The organism is Allobosea rubneri, from assembly GCF_032464875.1.
GTDB classification, from domain to species: Bacteria; Pseudomonadota; Alphaproteobacteria; order Rhizobiales; family Beijerinckiaceae; genus Allobosea; species Allobosea rubneri.
Genome location: NZ_JAWDID010000052.1, coordinates 18,815 through 36,277, shown reverse-complemented (window position 1 = coordinate 36,277; position 17,463 = coordinate 18,815). Strand labels below are relative to the sequence as shown.

Below are 17,463 nucleotides of genomic sequence, written 5' to 3'. Positions count from 1 at the left end.
CGCCGGCCAGGCCAGGCCGGCGACGGCAGCGGCGCCCGCACTGGCGAGCAGCCCTGCGCCGACCGCGGTCGCCGCCCGCAGGAAGGCCCGCTTGTCCTCGTTCGCGCCGGCCGAGAGGAAACCTTCGGCGAGATGGCGCAGCCCCTCGCGGCACAAGGCATAGACCGGCTGCACGGCGAGCGAGTTCAGCGACCAGAAGCTGCGTTCGGCCAGGCGCAGCAGCGGCCTGAAACCGTACCAGCCGGCCACCGCGATCAGCGCGAGCAGCAGCAGCGAGCCGATGCCCGCGAGCGCGAAGAGCCGATCTGCGACCGAGGTAAACCAGGCGGTCGCGACGAGGGGCGCCAGCCCGAGCAGCACCCCTGGGACCAGCGCGAGGATGACCCAGGCCAACGCCAGCTTCGGCAGGTTGATCTCGCCGAGCAGGCTGCCCGCGATCGCCAGCAGCGAACGCTTCTTGGTGCTGCTGAAATCATCCTCGGCGTCGCCGTCGCGCGGCTCGATGATTGGCGCCATGCTCAGACGCCCTGCCAATGATCGGCTCTGGCCGGCATGCTCGGCTGTCTGATCCGCATCTCTCGCTCCCCCGGCCTGCCGCGTTCCGACCGGCAAGCGCCAAGGGATAGCCGGCCTCGCGCGGCCTTGCACCTCCCTGCCGCCCGTTCGGACGGCAGAAGGCGAGAATGGGACGCCGGGCACAGGATTGAGACAGGGGGCTGATGCCCACAGCATGACCGAACGGTACCCTTGGCTCGGGTCATAAGGTCGATCCCGGCCTGTGAAACCGCAGTTTGGCGCAGCGTCGACAGGCCTCGGTCAGACGCCGTCGTGCTCGACATGGCGACGCGCCGGCATGAAGGCTCGCGAGAAACGGCACCGATGCCCGACAGTCCTACCCCGAGGCATGTGCTTTTGACCCGTGGGGCCGGTTTCCTCGTCTTGTGGTTGGTCCTGATGGGCCCCGCCCTGAAGGACCTGCCGGTCGGCATCGTCGCGGCAGCCGCGGCAGCCTGGACGAGCGCGATTCTCTGGCCGGCGCGCGGCGGCTTGTCCCTGCCCGGCATGCTGCGCTTCCTCGTCCGCTTCCTGCCCCAGTCGGTCGCAGCCGGGCTCGACGTCGCGCGCCGCGCCTTCGCGCCCATTCCCCCACTCCAGCCGGGCTTCGTCACCTACCGGACCGCCCTGCCCGCCGGCATGGCACGCCAGGCCTGTTGCGCCGTGATGAGCCTGCAACCCGGCAAGCTCCCTGTCGCAGCCGAGGCCGACGGCACGCTTCACATCCACTGCCTCGACCTGCGCGAGCCCGTGGCCGAACAGCTCGCCGCCGACGAGGCCGCGTTCTGCGAGACGCTGCAGGACGGAGGCCGCAATGGCTGAGTTCCTCACCGGCGCGGCTCTGTTCATCCTGGCCGTCACGGCGCTCGGCCTGTTCAGGGTGCTGCGCTCGGAGCTCGCGGTCGAACGCATGATGTCGGTGCAACTGCTCGGGACCGGCGCCGCCGCCGCGCTCCTCCTGCTCGGCACGGCCTCGAACGCCCCGGCCATGACCGATGTCGCCCTGCTGCTGATGCTGCTCGCGGCCTTTTCCTGCGCCGCCTTCGCCCTCGGCCAATCGGATGGGCCGGACGACGCCGCCGCGCCGAAGGGCGACGAGCCATGAGCGCGCTCGCCGATCTCTTCACGCTCGTCATGGTCGCTGGCGGTGCGCTGCTCTTCCTCGCCGGAACGCTCGGCCTGCTGCGTTTCCCTGACACGCTGAGCCGGCTGCACGCGCTCAGCAAGGCCGACAATCTCGGCCTCGGCCTGATCGTGCTCGGGCTCTTGCCCCAGGTCGGCAGCATCGCCGGCGGGCTGAAGCTGGTCTGCGTCTGGCTGCTGGCCCAGCTCTCGGCTGCGACCGCGAGCCAGCTGATCGCCGGCGCCCTCCATCGCCGCAAGTCCGGCCGATGAACCTGCTCCTCGACCTCGCGCTCGTCGCCTGGCTGATCGTGCTGGCGCTCCATGTCGCCCGGACCGGCGACGACCGCAATGCGATCATCGCCTTCATCGCCTTCGGGCTCCTGCTCGGCCTCGCCTGGACCCGTCTCGGGACGATCGACGTCGCGCTGACCGAGGCGGCGATCGGCGGCGGCATCACCGGCCTGCTGCTGCTGCGCGCCGAAGCGCATCTGCGCCGTGGCAGGCCAGTCGGCAGCACCGCGCGCCAAGGCAAGAGTCTCACGACGATCGTCGCTGCTTTGACCAGCATCGCAGTCGCCCTCGGCCTTGGCCTCGCCGTGCTCGCCTTTCCCTCGCCGGCACCGACTCTGGCGCCGCCGGCGCTTGCGGCGATCGACGCGACCGGGCTCGGCAACCCGGTTACGGCAGTGCTGCTCGCCTACCGGGCACTGGACACGCTGCTCGAAAAGGTCGTCGTGCTGCTCGCCCTGCTCGGCGTCTGGGCACTCACCCCCGATCATCTCTGGGGCGGCGCGCCTGAGCTGAAGGAGGCGAACCCTCCGCAGCCGCTGCTCTATCTCGCCCGCATGCTGCCCCCCTTCGGGGTCCTGATCGCCGTCTACATGGTCTGGGTCGGGGCCGACGCGCCGGGCGGCACATTCCAGGCCGGCAGCATCCTCGCCGCGATGTGGCTACTCGTCATGCTGGCCGGGCTCAGACCGGCGCCCGAGACGCGGAGCCTGATGCTGCGTCTCCTGCTGGTCGGCGGGCCAGCCCTGTTCTTCGCGATCGGCTTCCTCGGCTTTGCCGTCGCTGGCGGCTTCCTCGCCTATCCCGAGCCCCTGGCCAAGGCGCTGATCGTCGGCATCGAAGCCGCCCTGACGGTCGCCATCGCTCTCGCGCTCGGCTTGCTCGTCGCCGGCCCGGCCAACAGGGCACCGGCCCCGTGACCTCCGGCATCTACGACACCGCGACCCTGTTCGGCCTGTGCGGTGCTACGCTCGCTGGCATCGGCCTGTTCGTCGTGATCGCCCATCCCGGGCTGCTGCGCCGGCTCATCGGCTTCAACATCCTCGGCGCCGGCATCTTCATGGTCTTCGGGGCGGTGGCGCGGCGCGGCGCCGCGGCCGGCCTGCCGGGCGATCCCGTCCCGCAGGCCATGGTGATCACCGGCATCGTCGTCGCCTTCTCGGCCAGCGCACTCGGCGTGGCGCTGCTGCGACGCTTGTTCGATCTCACCGGCCGCGAGAGCCTCGAGCCGTCGGCCGCCGGCGAAACGCCGCGAGCCGAGTCATGACGCCGCTCGCCCTGGCCCCTGTCCATGTCGCGACACCGGGCGGCTACCTGCTCGTGCTGGCGCTGACCTTGCCGGTCCTCGGCGTTCTGGCGATCCTGGCGCTCGCGCCGCGCCGTGCGAGGCAGGTCGCCCTGGCCAGCATGGCGGCGGGCCTTGCCGTCGCCATCGCGATCCTCGCCGAGCTCCTGCGCACCGGAGATGCGCTGACCTATGTCGTCGGCGGCTGGCAGCCGCCGCTCGGCATCGCCCTGCGGGCCGACGGGCTTTCCGCCGCGCTGATCGCGATGACGGCGCTGGTGATCTCAGCGACTGGCCTGTTCGCGCGGGGCATGCAGGATCTTTCGCCCGAAACGCGCGATGGCCGGGCAGCGACGACCTTCTGGGCCCTGCTGCTCGCAACCTGGAGCGCGCTGAACGCCGTCTTCCTCGGCGAGGACCTGTTCAACCTCTATGTCGCGCTGGAGCTGCTGACATTTGCCGCCGTGCCGCTGGTCTGCCTCGATGGCCGGGCCGAGACCATGGCGGCGGCGCTGCGCTATCTGATGTTCGCGCTGCTCGGATCGCTGCTCTATCTGCTCGGCGTCGGCCTGATCTACGGCGCCTTCGGCACGCTCGACATCAGGATCCTGTCCGGGCTTGGCGACGGTGGCCCAGCCCTTTCCGTTGCGCTGGCGCTGATGATCACCGGGTTGCTCGCCAAGGCAGCCCTGTTCCCGCTGCATCTGTGGCTGCCGCCCGCCCACGCCGGAGCTCCGGCGGCCGCCAGCGCCGTGCTCTCTGCGCTGGTGATCAAGGCGCCGGTCTTCCTGATCCTGCGCCTCGTGCTCGATATCGCGCCGCCGGAGGCCGCAGCCTTCGCCGGACAGCTCCTCGCCATCCTCGGGGCCTCGTCGATCCTGTTCTGCAGCGTCATGGCGCTCAGGCAGGCGCGGCTCAAGCTGATGATCGCCTATTCGACGGTGGCGCAGATCGGCTATCTCTTCATCGTCTTCCCGCTCGCCTCGGGGCCGGACGGGATGCCACCCTGGGAGACTATCGCCTGGACCGGCGGCACGCTGCAGCTCGTCTCGCATGCGCTCGCCAAGGCCGCGATGTTCCTGGCGGCCGGCGTGGTCGCCGAGGCTTTCGGCCATGACCGCATCGCCGATCTCGGCGGCTTCGGTCGCGCCCTGCCGCTCAGCGCCGCCGCCTTCGGCCTCGCCGGCCTCTCGCTGATGGGCATTCCGCCGAGCGGCGGCTTCATCGCCAAATGCCTGCTGCTGACCGCGGCCGTGATCAACGGCCATCCCTGGCTGGCAGCCACCATACTGGCCGGCGGCCTGCTCGCCGGCGGCTATGTCTTCCGGGTGATCAACACCGCCCTCGCCAGCTCTGCCGTGCCGCCCGCGGTGCAAAGGACGATCCCGCGGCGGCTCGAGATGACGGCGCTCGCCCTCGCGGTTGCGGCAGTGCTGCTCGGCTTCATCCCGCTGGAGCCTTTCGGCCTGCTGCAGATCGGCCGCTCCGGACTGGCCACGGCGGTGGCGCCATGACCGTCTCCGGCTCGCTCCTCGCCGCGACCATCCTGTTGCCGCTGGCCACGGCGGCCCTTTGCCTCTCGCGCGCCTTCCGGGCACGGGCGCCGTCCCTGCTCGTCCTCGCCCCGCTCCCCGGGCTACTCGCCGCGCTTCTGGTGCCGGACGGGAGCTCGGCGCTGTTCCCGGCGCCCTTCCGCCTGTCGCTGATGCTCGACCGGCCGGGCGCGATCCTGCTCGGCGGCGCGGCTCTGCTGTGGAGCGCCGCCGGCGCCTTCGCCGCCTCCTATATGCGCAGCGACCCGGCCAAAGCGGGCTTTGCGGTCTGGTGGCTGCTGACGCTCGCAGGCAGCCTCGGCCTGTTCATCGTGCGCGACATCGCCAATTTCTACCTGCTCTTCACCCTGGCGAGTCTCGCCGCCTACGGCCTAATCGTCCATGAGCAGACCGCGCGCGCACACCGGGCCGGGACCGTCTACGTCGTGCTGGCGCTGCTTGCCGAGGCCTTCCTGCTGCTCGCCTTCGTGATGCTCGCCGCCGGCCATCCCGACCCCAACCCGGCGATCCGCGAGGTGGTCGCCACACTGCCCGCCTCGCCGCTGCGCGATGCCATCGTCACCCTGCTGGTGCTCGGCTTTGCCTTGAAGCTCGGCCTCGTCCCGCTGCATGTCTGGCTGCCGCTCGCGCATCCGGCCGCGCCGATGCCGGCTTCGGCGGTGCTCAGCGGCGTCGTGGTCAAGGCCGGCGCGATCGGGCTGATCCGCTTCCTGCCCTTCGAGGCCGGTCTGCCCTTCTGGGGTGCGCTGCTGATCGGCGCCGGCTTCGTCACCGCCTATTACGCCGCCATCGTCGGCGTCACCCAGACCCGCGCCAAGACGATCCTGGCCTACTCCACGGTCAGCCAGATGGGCCTGCTCGCCGTGCTGCTCGGCACCGGGCTGGAGAATGCGGACCCCGGCGCGACCAGCCTCGTCGCCTACTACGCCGTGCACCACACGCTGGTGAAGGGCGCGCTCTTCCTGGCGGTCGGGGTCCTCGCCGCCACCGGCGGAGCGCGGCTGCGGCCGGTGCTCCTGCTGACCACCATCCTCGCGCTCAGCCTCGGCGGCATGCCGCTGACCAGCGGCGCGCTCGCCAAGCTCGCGAGCAAGCCGATGCTCGGATACGGGCTCGTCAGCCATGCCATGGCGCTGGCCGGCGCCGGCAGCACGATGCTGATGCTACATTTCACCCTGGTCGTCGCCCGCGACGTCAGGGGCAATCCAGCCTCGGTCGCGCCGGCAGGACAGCTCATCCCCTGGCTCGCGGTCGCCGCCGCCTCGCTGATCCTGCCCTGGTCGCTCTACCCGGCGATCTCCGGCGAGCCGCTGGCCAGCCTCATCCAGCCCGATGCGCTCTGGAAACTGATCTGGCCGATGCTGCTCGGCGCCCTCGCCTTGCTGCTCGTCCGGCGCTTCGAGCGCTTGCCAGGAGCCATTCCGGAAGGCGACATCGTCGTCCTCGCCGAAGCGGGGACGCCCGCCATTACCCGTCTTGCCGCTTTCATCGAGCGGGCCGATGCTCATCTGCGCCGCTGGCCGGTGGCCGGGCTGTTGCTGCTGGCGCTCGCCATCCTCATCGGCGGCGCCTTGATGCTTCAGGCCTGACGGACCGCGCAGAGCAAGTACAGGACTGGACCCGATTTGACCCCGATCGAGAGCACAGCCGTCGTCACCGCGATCACGATCGCCCTGTTCGCTTGGAACAGGCTGCCGGTGATCATCGTCGCCATCGGTGCCGCGCTGGCGCTCTGGGCGACCGGCGCCGTCACCCTCGAACAGGCGATGGCCGGCTTCGGCGATCGCGCCGTGCTCTTCATCGCCAGCCTGTTCATCGTCAGCGCCGCGCTGGAGAAGACCGGCGTCACCGCCTGGGCCGGGCAATTGCTCATCGCCAAGGCCGGCGAGAACAGGCGTACCCGTCTGCTGATCATCATCATGGCGGCAGTCGGCTGCCTCAGCGCGCTGATCAGCGGCGGCGGCGCGGTCGCCGCCTTGATGCCGGTCGTGGTGATAGCGGCGATCCGCCTGCGCCAGTCGCCCTCGCAACTCCTGATGCCGCTAGCCTTCGCCGCCCATGCCGGCTCGAACCTGCTGCTGACCGGCGCCCCGAAGAACATCCTCGTCTCGGAAGCGCTCGAGGATGCCGGCATGAAGGGCTTTGCCTTCGCCGAGTTCGCGCTGGTCGGCCTGCCACTGCTCGCCGGCACGATGCTGATCATCCTCCTGCTCGGAAAATACCTGCTGCCGGCCCAGAGCAGCGCCCGACTGCCCGCCGATTTCAGCCGCCACGCCCAGACGCTGGTCGAGCACTACGGGCTCAGCGACGGCGTCTTCCGCCTGCGCGTGCGCTCGACCTCGCTCTATCTCGGCAAGGCTCCAGCCGAACTCAATCTCGCCGGCGATCCGCGCCTCCAGCTCATCGCCGTCCAGGAAGGCGCCACGGGCAAGCCGCTGCGCGCCCCGGCCATCTCGGTCGGCGACTATCTCCTAGTGAAGGGCGAGGCCGAGGCGATCGCCAATCTCGCCGCCGAGAAGCATCTTGCCCTCCGCGAGGACGGCGCAGACGACGAAGCAGGACCGAGCCTGTTCAACCGCCGCTCCGGCCTCGCCGAGGTCGTCATCCCGCCGCGTTCCGCCCTGATCGGCCGGCCCATGTTCCCGGGCATGATCACCGATAGCGGCGACCTCGTGGTGCTGGCGGTGCAGCGCGCGGGCGTCGATCTCGAAACGGGGGACGTGCTGCAGCCCGGCGACACCATCCTGCTGGAAGGCAGCTGGAAGGCACTCGACCTGCATCTCGCCGACCCCGACGTGCTCGTCGTCAACTCGCCCGACCTCGTCCGGCGCCAAGCTGTGCCGATGGGCGCCGGCGCCGGCGTCGCCGTCGCGGTGCTGGCCGGGCTCGTCGTCATGCTCGCCACCGGCATCGTGCCGCCGGCGGTGGCCGGGCTCGTCAGTGCCGGCCTGCTGATCCTCGCCGGCACGATCACTGTCGAGCAGTCCTATCGCGCCATCAACTGGACGACCGTGATCCTGGTCGGCGCGATGATGCCGCTCTCGACCGCCATGGTGCAGTCCGGCGCAGCGCAGCTCGTCGCCGACCATCTCGTCGCCCTGACCGGCGGCGCCGGGCCGGTCGTCTTCCTCGCCGGGCTCTTCGTGCTGACAGCCAGCCTCGGCCAGATCATGAGCAATACCGCAACCACCATGCTGGTCATCCCGATCGCCATGGCGGCGGCGGCCGGCATGGGCGTCTCGCCGCGCCCGATCCTGATGAGCCTTTGCATCGCCGGCGCGGCGTCCTTCCTGACACCGATCGCAACCTCGACCAACATGATGGTGATGGGCCCGGGCGGCTACAGCTTCACCAGCTACTGGAAGCTCGGCACGCCGCTGATGATCTGGTTCTTCATCATGGCGGTGTTCTACGTGCCGCTGGTCTGGCGCTTCTGAGGCCAGAGCATTTTCAAGCGAAGTGGGTACCGGTTCGCGTGAAGAAAATGCCAGAAGAACAAGGCTAGTTCTTCGCCGGCACCGCCGTGGAGGCCGGAGCGCCCGCCCGTAGCTTCTCGTCCACCCTGTCGATCAGATAGGGGAAGAACGGGTTCGACGACATCCGCAGCAGCGAATCGAGGTTGACGATCAGCGTGCCGCGTTCGCCCCGCGCCGCGACCGAGCCGAGCTTGATGCCGAAATCCTCGGCCGGGTCAGGCTTCAGCCCGTAGAGCCCGTCCGTCACCGGAAACGGCAACGCGACATGGGAGAGCGAGAAGACGTCGAACGGGTATGACAGGCCGAGATCGCGCACGGTCTCGGTCGAGGCGCCGGCTTCCGTCACGCGCTCGACCACGTCGCTGGAATCCTCGCTGGCATTGGTGATCACCGTGAGCCGGAAGTTCCGCGGCGGTGCGGGCAGTATCCGGGTCAACAGTGTGTCGGAGGTGGTGCTGAGCAGCGGCCCGAACTTGGCCGCGCGGTTCAGGTCGAACAGCACGAGTTCGCTGCCATTGGCCGGGAGATGGGCATAGAACGAGTTGATGATCGCCCGCGTGCTCACGGTGAAGTCCATCACCGACTGGAAGGTGAGCGTCGGCGCGAGATCCTTCAGCCGGCCCTCTCGCCCGAGCCGTATGATCTTCTGCTGCAGAGCCTGGGTCAGGAGGTGCGACTGCCGGGCCCCGTTGACCGGGAAGGAGTTGTACTTGAACGGGTTGAACTCCGGCAGCACGCCGAGCCAGGCCGCCTTGGCGAAGGCGGGCAGGATCGCAGGCAGGCCCGCCAGCCCGGCAAAGCGCGCAAAGGCGGTGATGCCGACCATCGGCGAGATCAGGACGAGCCGCTCCGGCCGTGCCAGCTCCTTGTTCTCGAGCGCTTCCAGCGCATACATCAGCGCGAGCGCCCCGCCATTGGAGAAGCCGACCAGATGCAGCGGCGCGGCGGCATCGACCCGCTTGCGCGCCTCCCTGACCGCAAGGCGCGTCGCCGCCAGCCAGTCCTCCCATTCGACCTCGGTCAACCCGGCCGGGACGGTGCCGTGCCCCGGGAGCCGGATGGCGATGGCGACGAAACCGCGGTCGCGATACTGCCGCGCGACATGGCGCAGGCTGTAGGGCGAATCCGTCAGGCCATGCAGGAAGACGGCGGCGCCGACCGGCTTGCCGTCGGGCTCCATCACATAGGAGCGGTTCCAATCCTGCTTGAAATGGGCGGGGTGGATCGCGCTGCCGTCGAAATAGCGGTTGACCGGGACCCGCTCCTCCGGATCGAGCTTCTGCGTCACCTCGGCTCGCACGCTGGCAAAGGCCTTGTCCTCGGCCTTGAGGTAGTCACCCCAGCCGGCGCGATCGAGCTGCTTGATCGAGAGTTCTTCGGGCACGAAGGTGTGCCAGGGTTCGAGCGGCGCGCCCCTCTGGGTGTCATAGATCCGCAGCCCCAGCAGGGACAGCGCGACGATCGCGAGGACCGCGCCCCCGCGCTTCAACGTCTTGCCGATGAACCTGCGCATGCCCTGGACCTTCGAGACCTTGTCGATGCTGGCTGGGCTCAGGCCGCCGCCCGCCTCGTGGCGAGCGCGATCGCGATATAGGCCCAGCCGGCAAAGAGAAGCGAGACGCCGACCAGCGTGCCCGGCGTGTAGATGCCGCCGCCGGGGAGCTGCATCGCCATTACGACGCCGACGAGGATGGTGACGATGCTCGACAGGAACATCCAGACGACGCCGTTCTGCGCCCGCATCCTGATCGCGAGCCCGAGCTGGGCGACGCCTTCCGCCATCAGCACCAGCGCAATCACCAGGGTGATCGCGATCGCCCCCTTCATCGGGTTGAAATACACCAGGAGTCCGCCGAGAAGCTCGACCAGGCCGATCAGCAACTGCCAGAGGAAGCCGCCCCATTCCTTCACCGAGAAGGCGTGGAACACCTTCAGCGCCCCGACGATGGCGAGCAGCAGGCCGAGGAACAGGGTCACGGCCATGGTCGAGAGCGCGGGACTCGCGATTGCGGCGATGCCGGCGACGATGAGGACGATGCCCAACGCGATCAGCTTGCCCGAGACCAGCCGGGCCAAGCTTGCGCCAGATGGGTTTCCTGAATGCTGCGCCATGATCTGCCCCATCTGCCGTTGCCAAGCCGGCTCGCCGCCGAGCCGCCGCCACCTGCAACGAGCTTCGGGCGCATTATACCGCCATTTTGCAGTTATGGCCCGACGCAGCCGAAGATGGATCAGCAGGGAATCCCAAAGCTAGTCACGGAGTCCCGTTTTGGTCACTGCGGCTCCCTGTTCAGCCGCAGCCGCCGTCCTCGCCCTTGCGCGCATTGAGGATCGGCCAGAAGCCGATCAGCCAGATCGCGAAAGACGCCGACCAGAGCAAGGCCGCCAGCGTGTAGTGCAGACCCGCCAGGCCGGTGCCGATGCCGAGTTCCGGCAGCGTTCGGACGAGGCCGGCGGCCGCCATCGCCGCCAGCGCGAGTTTGGCGGAGGCCGGTAGCACGAGGTCGCGCCCGCTGTGGCGCAGGCCGGCGATGACGAAGACCGCCATCACCGCGAGCCCGAGCGCACCGACCGAGAGGAGGTGCAAGCCCGTCATCGGCGAGAGCGGGGCGCCGAGCCCGGAAAGGCCGATGGCGAGGAAGCCGAGCCCGCCATAGGCGTTGGCGGCCGCGAGTGCCAGCACCTCCGCCCGCAATACGGCGCGGCCGATGAACCACTCGGCCAGGCGGTCGAAGAAGGCCGCAGCCGCCGCCAAAGCGAGCCAGGCCGGGACAGCCGAGTCCGGCCAGAGCAGCGCCGCGGCAAGCTGGAGCGCGACCAGGCCGGCCGTCAGGTTCTGGCGGCCGGGATGCGGGCGATAGGGCGTCGTCTCGCCGCTCGGATCCAGCGCATGATTGACCACCACGACATTGATCCGGGCGATGGCGAGCGAGAGGAAGACCAGGAAGACGGCGAGCGCGGCATGCAGCAGCCGCCCGGAAAGCGCCGTCGCACCCGTCAGCCAGGCTGCGCGGATCGCGAGCTCGAGCAGCGCGAAGAAGAAGACCCAGAGCACGAAGGAGCCATGACGGGTGCTGCGGCGCGCGATCAGCGGCGCGGCGACGAAGAAGAGCAGCAGCAGGAGGAAGGCAAGGTCGGTCGCCCCAGCGACGATGATCAGCGCATCGGCGCCGACGAGACCGATCAATCGGCCCGGTAGCCAGAGCCCGGCGAGCAGCAGCAAGGCCCTGCCGCTGCGGGCTTTCGTATCCGTCCATTCCGGCATGGCCGAGGCGAGGAAACCGGCGAGCGCCGCGCCATAGGTCCCGAAGATCATCTCATGCGCATGCCATTGCCCGGGCGGAACCTCGCGCGCGAAGGGCAGGCCGAGGCCGAACAGCGCGACCCAGGCGAGCGGCAGCAGCACGGCATGGGCGGCCGCGAGCGGGAAGAACAGCTTGAGCCCTTCGGCGAGCAGGGGATGGCGGACGCCCGTGGCAGCGTCGATGCTGTGCTGGCTCATGCCCTGTCCCGATCCGGGTCGAACAGCTCGGCGAAGGCGGGCTCGTGCATCCAGCCCTGGACCATCTCGAAGATCGCCCGGTCGTCGCGCGCGCCGGGCGTGCCCGCGATCGTTCGGTCGACGAGAATGCTGCCGTCACGGCCGGACATGACGATGATGCGGTGGCCCAGCCGCGCCGCCTCCGAGAGATCGTGCGTGACGAACAGCGCCGAGAATTTTTCGCGCGCCGAGGCGGTGATGACGAGATCCTGCAGGACGCGCCGCAGGCCGACATCGACCGCCGTGAACGGCTCGTCGAAGAAAACCACCTCCGGATCGACCGCGAGCGCCCGTGCCACCGCTGCGCGCTGGCGCATGCCGCCGGAGAGCTCGGCCGGGTACTTGTCGAGATCGCGCGGGTGCAGGCCGACCTCGGCGGCGCGTGCCGCGGCGATGACATGGCGCTCCTCGCGGCCAACTCCGCGCGCCGCCAGCCCGTAGGCAATGTTGTCGACCGTGCGCTGCCAGGGCAGCAGCCGCGGCTCCTGGAAGACCACGGCATGGCGCCGATAATCCCGCCGCACCCGCCCGCGGAGCGGATCGACGAGGCCCGCTGCGATCTGCAGCGCCGTGGTCTTGCCGCAGCCGGAAGGGCCGACCAGCGCCAGCACCTCGCCCCGGTCGAGATTGAGCGTCAGATTTTCAAAGACCGCGCGGCCGAGAAAGGCATGGCCGATGCGTTCGAGTGCGAGCCTCATCGCTTCACACCCCAGGGCCGCCCGGCCTCGCGCCATTGCTCGAGTCGGTCGCGCAGGGGCTGGATCAGAACGTATTCGGTGAAGAGCGCGAAACCGACGACGGCGAGCACCAGCGCGGTGACGCGCGGAATGTCGAACAGCGCCCGCGCGCTGGCGAGATCGCCGCCGAGCCCGCCGGCATTGGAGAGCAGCTCCGCCATCACCGTGACCTTCCAGGCCGAGCCGGCGGTCGTCGTCCAGGCGGGAAACAGATAGGAGACGAGATGCGGCGCCGTCACCGTGCGCAGCCGCATGAAGCGGCCGGCGCCAAAGCTCTTCGCCATGGCTTCGAGCGCCCGGTCGCGCGTCGCGACGCCTTCCAGCCCGCCCGCGAAGGAGATCGGCAGCGAGGCGACGACCACCGTCAGCACCGCCGTGCCGCCCTTGGCGCCGAACCAGATCAGGGCGAGCACGATCCAGGCGATCGGCGGCACGCCGAGGATCACCGTCACGACCGGCCGCATCAGCCGCATCGCCGCGAAGGAATAGCCCGCGGCGATGCCCGCGCTCGTGCCGATCGCCACCGAGAGCAGGAAGCCAAGACCAGCGCGCTGCGCCGTCTCCAGCGCCGCGACGCGGAAATCGGGCTCGCCGATCAGCCTTGCGACCTCCTGCCCGGTTTCCAGCGGCGATGGCAGCACGAAGGAGCCGTAGATCTCATGCCCGGCCTGCCAGGCGGCGGCGAGGCAGAATAGCCCGGCGGCACCGGCCCAGCCCGACCAGAGATAGCGGCCGAGCCAGCCGAGGAAGGCGAGGATGGAAGCCATGCCGTCAGAGGGCGTAGAAGCCGTCGCCCGGCAATTTGCCGCCGATGATGCGGGGATCGCCCTCGGCCAGCGCCGCGAACAGCTTCTCCAGATCGGGGCGCGCCGCCGAGGCGGGCTGGACGACGAGATTGCTGAACGGCACGGCGCGCGCCAGAACCGGGCCCGGCAGCTGGAACAGCGTCGCCGCCTCCGAGGCGACGGCCGCAGGATCGGCAAGCACGGCGGCGAGTGCGGACTCCATCCCCAGCTGCAAGGCGCGGATGCCGGCCTCGCCGATCTCGCGGCCGAGCACGTCGCTGACAGCGAGCCCGGCCTGCGGCAGGCTCGCCGCGCCGGTCGCCTCCCGCCAGGCGAGACGCGTGTCGATGGCGCGCTCCAGTCCCTTGCCGCGCAGTCCGGAGAGCAGGAGCGCGCCGGCCGATGCCGGCTCGGAGAGCAGCGCGGCATCCGCCCGGCCGGCGAGCAGGAGCTGCACCGCCTCGGGCGGCGTGCCGGAATAATCGATGCTCAGTGCGTCGGGCGCGATGCGGCGGGCGGCGAGCAGGCGCCGGAAGATGAAGTCCGGCATGTCGTTCTTGAACGGCACGACGACCCGCTTGCCCTTGAGATCCTCGAGCGTCTTCACCGTGCCGGCAGGTGCGACGACGCTGAGCAGGCCGTGGGTCAGGATGTTGACCAGCTTCAGGCCGAGGCCGCGATTATGGAGATTGGCGGCGGCATAGCTCGGCATCACCACCGCCTTCATCGTGCCGGAGGAGAGGCCGGCGCGCATCTCGTCGGGCGTGCGCCAGATCCTGACCTCGACCGGCATCGGCAGCGCCTTCAGCGCCGCCTCCCGCGCGGCGGCGACCAGCAGCAGGCCGGGCGTCGCCGGCGGCCCCCAGAGCACCAGCGGCTCCACTGCCCGCGCGACATGCGGCATGGCGAGGCTGGCCGTGGCGGCGGCGAGGAAATGGCGGCGGTCGAGCATGGTGCCCTCCTTGGCGCGGCCGCAACTTGCAACCGCGCGATCTGGTTCGGTCAGGCTGTCAGAAGGTCGCCTTCAGGCCGGCATAGAAGGCGCGGCCGGTTCCCGGCAGGAAGGCGGCCTGGTCGGGCCGGGCCTGGTCGACGATCAGCGTCGAGGCGGCATAGGTCTTGTCGAGGAGGTTGGTGACCTCGCCGAACATCGTCAGCCGCTCGGTGAGCTTGTACTCGGTGCGCAGGTCGACGAGCGCATAGGGGTCGGCATAGAGCGTGTTCATGTTGTCGACCGGGGTCTTCTCCGGATTCCAGCGCAGCGCTGCCTGCAGCATCCAGGCTTCGGTCGCCTGGTATTGCAGCGTGGCGTGGATGACGTGGCGCGGCGCGCCGGCGACGCGGTTGTTGCCGCGCACGGGATCGTCGACGAAGCGGAAGTCCTGATAGGTGTAGGCGAGGCGCCCGGTCAGCCGGTCGAGGAGCTGCGCGCCGAGGCCGAGCTCGATGCCGAAATGCCGCGTCTTGTCGGCGTTGACCGCGCCGAGCGAGGCGCCGGTGGCGTCGCGCAGGCTGAGCAGCTCCTTGTCGACCCAGGAATAGTAGACGACGCCGTCCCACGAGAAGGTGCCGTGCCGGCCGCGCCAGCCGCCTTCCAGCGTCGTCGCCGTCTGGGCCTTGAGATTGGGCGTCGAGAAAGCGGCGGCCGCCGCCATCGGCGCGGCCGGGTTCGGGCGGCCGGGGCTGCTGTTGGGCGTGCCGTTTATCGTCGCCAGCAGATCGTCATGGGTCGGCGGTTCGAAGCTGCGCGAGACCGCCGCATAGACGATCTGGTTGGCGTCGGGCCGCCAGCTGGCGCTGAGGCTCGGGCTCCAGCCGTCATAGCTGCGCGAATAGGTCGTGCTCTGCGTCGGCACCGAGCCGTTCGGCAGGAGCGCATAGGGCGAGGCCGGGCTGTAGGCATTGGTCGGCCGGCGCGCTGCGAGATAGGTGTCCGAGTTGTCGCGCGTCGCATGGGCATAGGAGAGAGCCGGCGAGATGGTGACGTTCTGCCAGACCGGGATATTGGCCCCGGCATAGAGCGAGAGCGTGCTGGCATCGAGATCGCTCTCGCCGAACAGCGCCCCGCTGACGCCGCCCTGGTTGAGATAGTTCTCGCGCTTCGCCGAGCCGACCACATAGTGCGCCGTCGTCTCGAACAGCGGCAGCGCCGCGGTCTCGACCGGCTTGTAGACATAGCGCGCAACCGCAGTGAGATCGCCGCCCTTCGTGACGCGCACCCCGGATGAGATCGGGAAGCGGAACATGTCGTCGGTATAGGTGTAGCCGAGGCCGAGATCGACGAGATGCGGCCCGTACTCCGCCGTGGTGCGGTTGCCGATGAAGAACTGCTTGGCCTCGCGGCGGGGCTTGTCGCGCAGCACGTTCGGCCCGGGATCGACCGCGACGCCACCGACCACACGCGGCCCGCCATGGACCTGCTTCGGGTCGAGGCGTAGACCCTGCTTGGTCAGCGGGCCCGCGACGTCGAAGCTGAGATCGGTATAGCCGACGAAAAACCGCGTCTTGATGGTCTCGCTCAGCGCGATGCCGACATTGGCACTGGCGCTGATGCGCTGCGAGTCGTTGTAGGTGCGATAGCCGTCCGAGCGGCTGATATCGGCCTGGAGCAGCCCGTCAACACCGTCCTGACGGAAGCCGGTCTGCCCGGAGGCGTTGAACTGGCCGAAGCTGCCGCCGGAGATCTGCACCTTCGAGCCCGGCGCGTTGCTGCCGGTCGGCGAGACGAAGTTGAGCGCGCCGCCGAGCACGGTGGCGCCGAGCCGGTGCGCGGTTTGGCCGCGATAGACCTCGATCGACTGCGCCTGCCCTGGATTGGCGAGGCCGACGATATAGGAGCCGTCGGCCCGGTTGAGCGGCAGGCCGTCGCGCAGGACGAGGATGCCGCGCTCGACCGGGTTCTGCTGCAGGCCGGAGCCACGGATCTGGACGCGCGGCTGGTCGTTGCCGCCGAAGAATTGCTGGACGACGACGCCCGGCGCGTTCTGCAGCGCCTGCGCCAGGGTCGGATTGCCGCTTTGTGGGATGTCCTCGGCCGTCAGCAGCGTCGCGCCGCCGGCGGTGGCGAAGAAGCGCTCGCGCACGAAGCTCGGCACGCCGTCGGCCGCCCCCTCGACGACGATGGTGTCGAGGCTGATCGTCGAGCCCGGCGAAGCGGACTGGGCGAGGCAGGCCTGGCCGGACACCGATGCCAGCAGCGCGCCAAGCATGATCCGGTGCACGAGGGGCGTGCGCTTGCCGGCAGCTGCGGCGGGGCCTGAGGTCTTCTCGGTCATGTCGGCTCTCGTCGGCATGTCTCGAACGGGCGCGCAGCATCGGCCGGCGGCGCGGGCTGGCGCTCCGTTGCGGGACGGGGTAAACATGAATTTCAGATGGCTCTTTTCTAGAATGGAGCCGGCGGGTTTGTAAACAGTAATTCCGAATGAATTTATAGGACGACTTTACGGAAATCGAATTTGAGCACGATCAAACTCGATTAACAAAGTATAGATTGGAATTTCTCAAATCAAAATTTGAAGCAAATTGCTTCTATAGCCAGTCATTATTACAAACACTTTAAACAACACCTTCTCGCTTGGAGCGGCCTGGACGAACGATGCGCCTGACCCAATTCAGCGAATACGCACTCCGGCTGCTCGTCTTCGCCGCCGCCCACCCTGATCGGCTGGTTACGATCGAGGAGGCCGCGAAGGCCTATGACATCTCGCGGGCGCATCTGATGAAGGTCGCCAATCTCCTGGTCAGGCAGGGCTTCCTCAAAGGCGTGCGCGGGCGCGCCGGCGGCCTCGCGCTCGCCCGCGAACCGGACCGGATCACGCTCGGCGAGCTGATCCGCGCCACCGAGCCGGCCTTCTCCGTCGTCGAGTGCTTTGGGGAGGCCGAGGGGCACTCCGCCCTGCGGCTCGATCATTGGCGCGGCATCCTGACCGGCGCCATGGACGAGTTCCTGGCAGAACTCGACCGGCACCGCCTGAGCGACCTGCTAGACGATCCCGGCAGACTCGGCCTGACGCCGTCCGCGGCCTGAAGGCACGATGGCGTGAACTTGCGCGGCATCAAAGACCCTGCCCCGCGCCGGCGGCAGGTTCAGACGCGAGCAGCTGCGCCAACTCCTCAAA

General features: G+C 69.3%; 16 protein-coding genes and 1 pseudogene. 9 read left to right on the top strand and 8 right to left on the bottom strand.

Features of this window, described 5'->3' with window-relative positions:
• Nucleotides 1–516: pseudogene (locus RKE40_RS23790) on the bottom strand (metallophosphoesterase); the annotation flags it as partial.
• Between the two features lie 321 nt (nt 517–837).
• Between RKE40_RS23790 and RKE40_RS23785 the strand changes: the two are divergent.
• The 8 genes from RKE40_RS23785 to RKE40_RS23750 are packed head-to-tail and all read left to right on the top strand — an operon-like array spanning nt 838 to nt 8,243.
• Nucleotides 838–1,377 carry a Na+/H+ antiporter subunit E gene (locus RKE40_RS23785; protein WP_316020680.1) on the top strand — a complete coding sequence of 180 codons (540 nt, stop codon included), beginning with the start codon at nt 838–840 and terminating at the stop codon, nt 1,375–1,377.
• On the top strand, nt 1,370–1,660 hold the full coding sequence (locus RKE40_RS23780) for a monovalent cation/H+ antiporter complex subunit F (RefSeq protein WP_316020679.1): 291 nt from the start codon (nt 1,370–1,372) through the stop codon (nt 1,658–1,660). Before RKE40_RS23785 ends, RKE40_RS23780 begins: the two co-directional genes overlap by 8 nt.
• Nucleotides 1,657–1,950, top strand: a complete 294-nt coding sequence (locus RKE40_RS23775) for a monovalent cation/H(+) antiporter subunit G (protein WP_066479749.1) — start codon at nt 1,657–1,659, stop codon at nt 1,948–1,950. The genes RKE40_RS23780 and RKE40_RS23775 overlap by 4 nt, the downstream gene beginning before the upstream one ends.
• Nucleotides 1,947–2,888 carry a hydrogenase subunit MbhD domain-containing protein gene (locus RKE40_RS23770; protein WP_316020678.1) on the top strand — a complete coding sequence of 314 codons (942 nt, stop codon included), beginning with the start codon at nt 1,947–1,949 and terminating at the stop codon, nt 2,886–2,888. The genes RKE40_RS23775 and RKE40_RS23770 overlap by 4 nt, the downstream gene beginning before the upstream one ends.
• Entirely contained in the window at nt 2,885–3,235 is a 351-nt protein-coding gene (locus RKE40_RS23765) for an NADH-quinone oxidoreductase subunit K (RefSeq protein WP_316020677.1), read from the top strand. The genes RKE40_RS23770 and RKE40_RS23765 overlap by 4 nt, the downstream gene beginning before the upstream one ends.
• Nucleotides 3,232–4,767: a complex I subunit 5 family protein gene (locus tag RKE40_RS23760; RefSeq protein WP_316020676.1), complete on the top strand. Its 1,536-nt coding sequence runs from the start codon at nt 3,232–3,234 to the stop codon at nt 4,765–4,767. Before RKE40_RS23765 ends, RKE40_RS23760 begins: the two co-directional genes overlap by 4 nt.
• On the top strand, nt 4,764–6,395 hold the full coding sequence (locus RKE40_RS23755; protein ID WP_316020675.1) for a complex I subunit 5 family protein: 1,632 nt from the start codon (nt 4,764–4,766) through the stop codon (nt 6,393–6,395). The genes RKE40_RS23760 and RKE40_RS23755 overlap by 4 nt, the downstream gene beginning before the upstream one ends.
• A gap of 36 nt (nt 6,396–6,431) precedes the next feature.
• Entirely contained in the window at nt 6,432–8,243 is a 1,812-nt protein-coding gene (locus tag RKE40_RS23750; RefSeq protein WP_316020674.1) for an SLC13 family permease, read from the top strand.
• Nucleotides 8,244–8,307: 64 nt separating this feature from the next.
• On the opposite strand, the gene RKE40_RS23745 is transcribed toward RKE40_RS23750, so the two are convergent.
• The 7 genes from RKE40_RS23745 to RKE40_RS23715 form a co-directional block, all read right to left on the bottom strand.
• On the bottom strand, nt 8,308–9,795 hold the full coding sequence (locus tag RKE40_RS23745; RefSeq protein ID WP_316020673.1) for an alpha/beta hydrolase: 1,488 nt from the start codon (nt 9,793–9,795) through the stop codon (nt 8,308–8,310).
• Between the two features lie 38 nt (nt 9,796–9,833).
• A complete protein-coding gene (locus RKE40_RS23740; RefSeq protein WP_316020672.1) occupies nt 9,834–10,358 on the bottom strand; it encodes an HdeD family acid-resistance protein in 525 nt (174 codons plus the stop codon).
• 214 nt (nt 10,359–10,572) lie between these two features.
• On the bottom strand, nt 10,573–11,784 hold the full coding sequence (locus RKE40_RS23735) for an NnrS family protein (RefSeq protein WP_316020671.1): 1,212 nt from the start codon (nt 11,782–11,784) through the stop codon (nt 10,573–10,575).
• Nucleotides 11,781–12,521, bottom strand: coding sequence for an ABC transporter ATP-binding protein (locus RKE40_RS23730; RefSeq protein ID WP_316020670.1), 741 nt, complete (start codon nt 12,519–12,521; stop codon nt 11,781–11,783). Before RKE40_RS23730 ends, RKE40_RS23735 begins: the two co-directional genes overlap by 4 nt.
• Complete coding sequence (locus RKE40_RS23725) at nt 12,518–13,327, bottom strand: ABC transporter permease (protein WP_316020669.1); 810 nt, start codon at nt 13,325–13,327, stop codon at nt 12,518–12,520. Before RKE40_RS23725 ends, RKE40_RS23730 begins: the two co-directional genes overlap by 4 nt.
• A gap of 4 nt (nt 13,328–13,331) precedes the next feature.
• Entirely contained in the window at nt 13,332–14,297 is a 966-nt protein-coding gene (locus RKE40_RS23720; RefSeq protein WP_316020668.1) for an ABC transporter substrate-binding protein, read from the bottom strand.
• 58 nt (nt 14,298–14,355) lie between these two features.
• Complete coding sequence (locus RKE40_RS23715) at nt 14,356–16,620, bottom strand: TonB-dependent receptor family protein (protein WP_390893511.1); 2,265 nt, start codon at nt 16,618–16,620, stop codon at nt 14,356–14,358.
• 320 nt (nt 16,621–16,940) lie between these two features.
• Between RKE40_RS23715 and RKE40_RS23710 the strand changes: the two genes are divergently transcribed.
• A complete protein-coding gene (locus RKE40_RS23710; protein ID WP_316020667.1) occupies nt 16,941–17,372 on the top strand; it encodes an RrF2 family transcriptional regulator in 432 nt (143 codons plus the stop codon).
• Nucleotides 17,373–17,463: the final 91 nt, after the last annotated feature.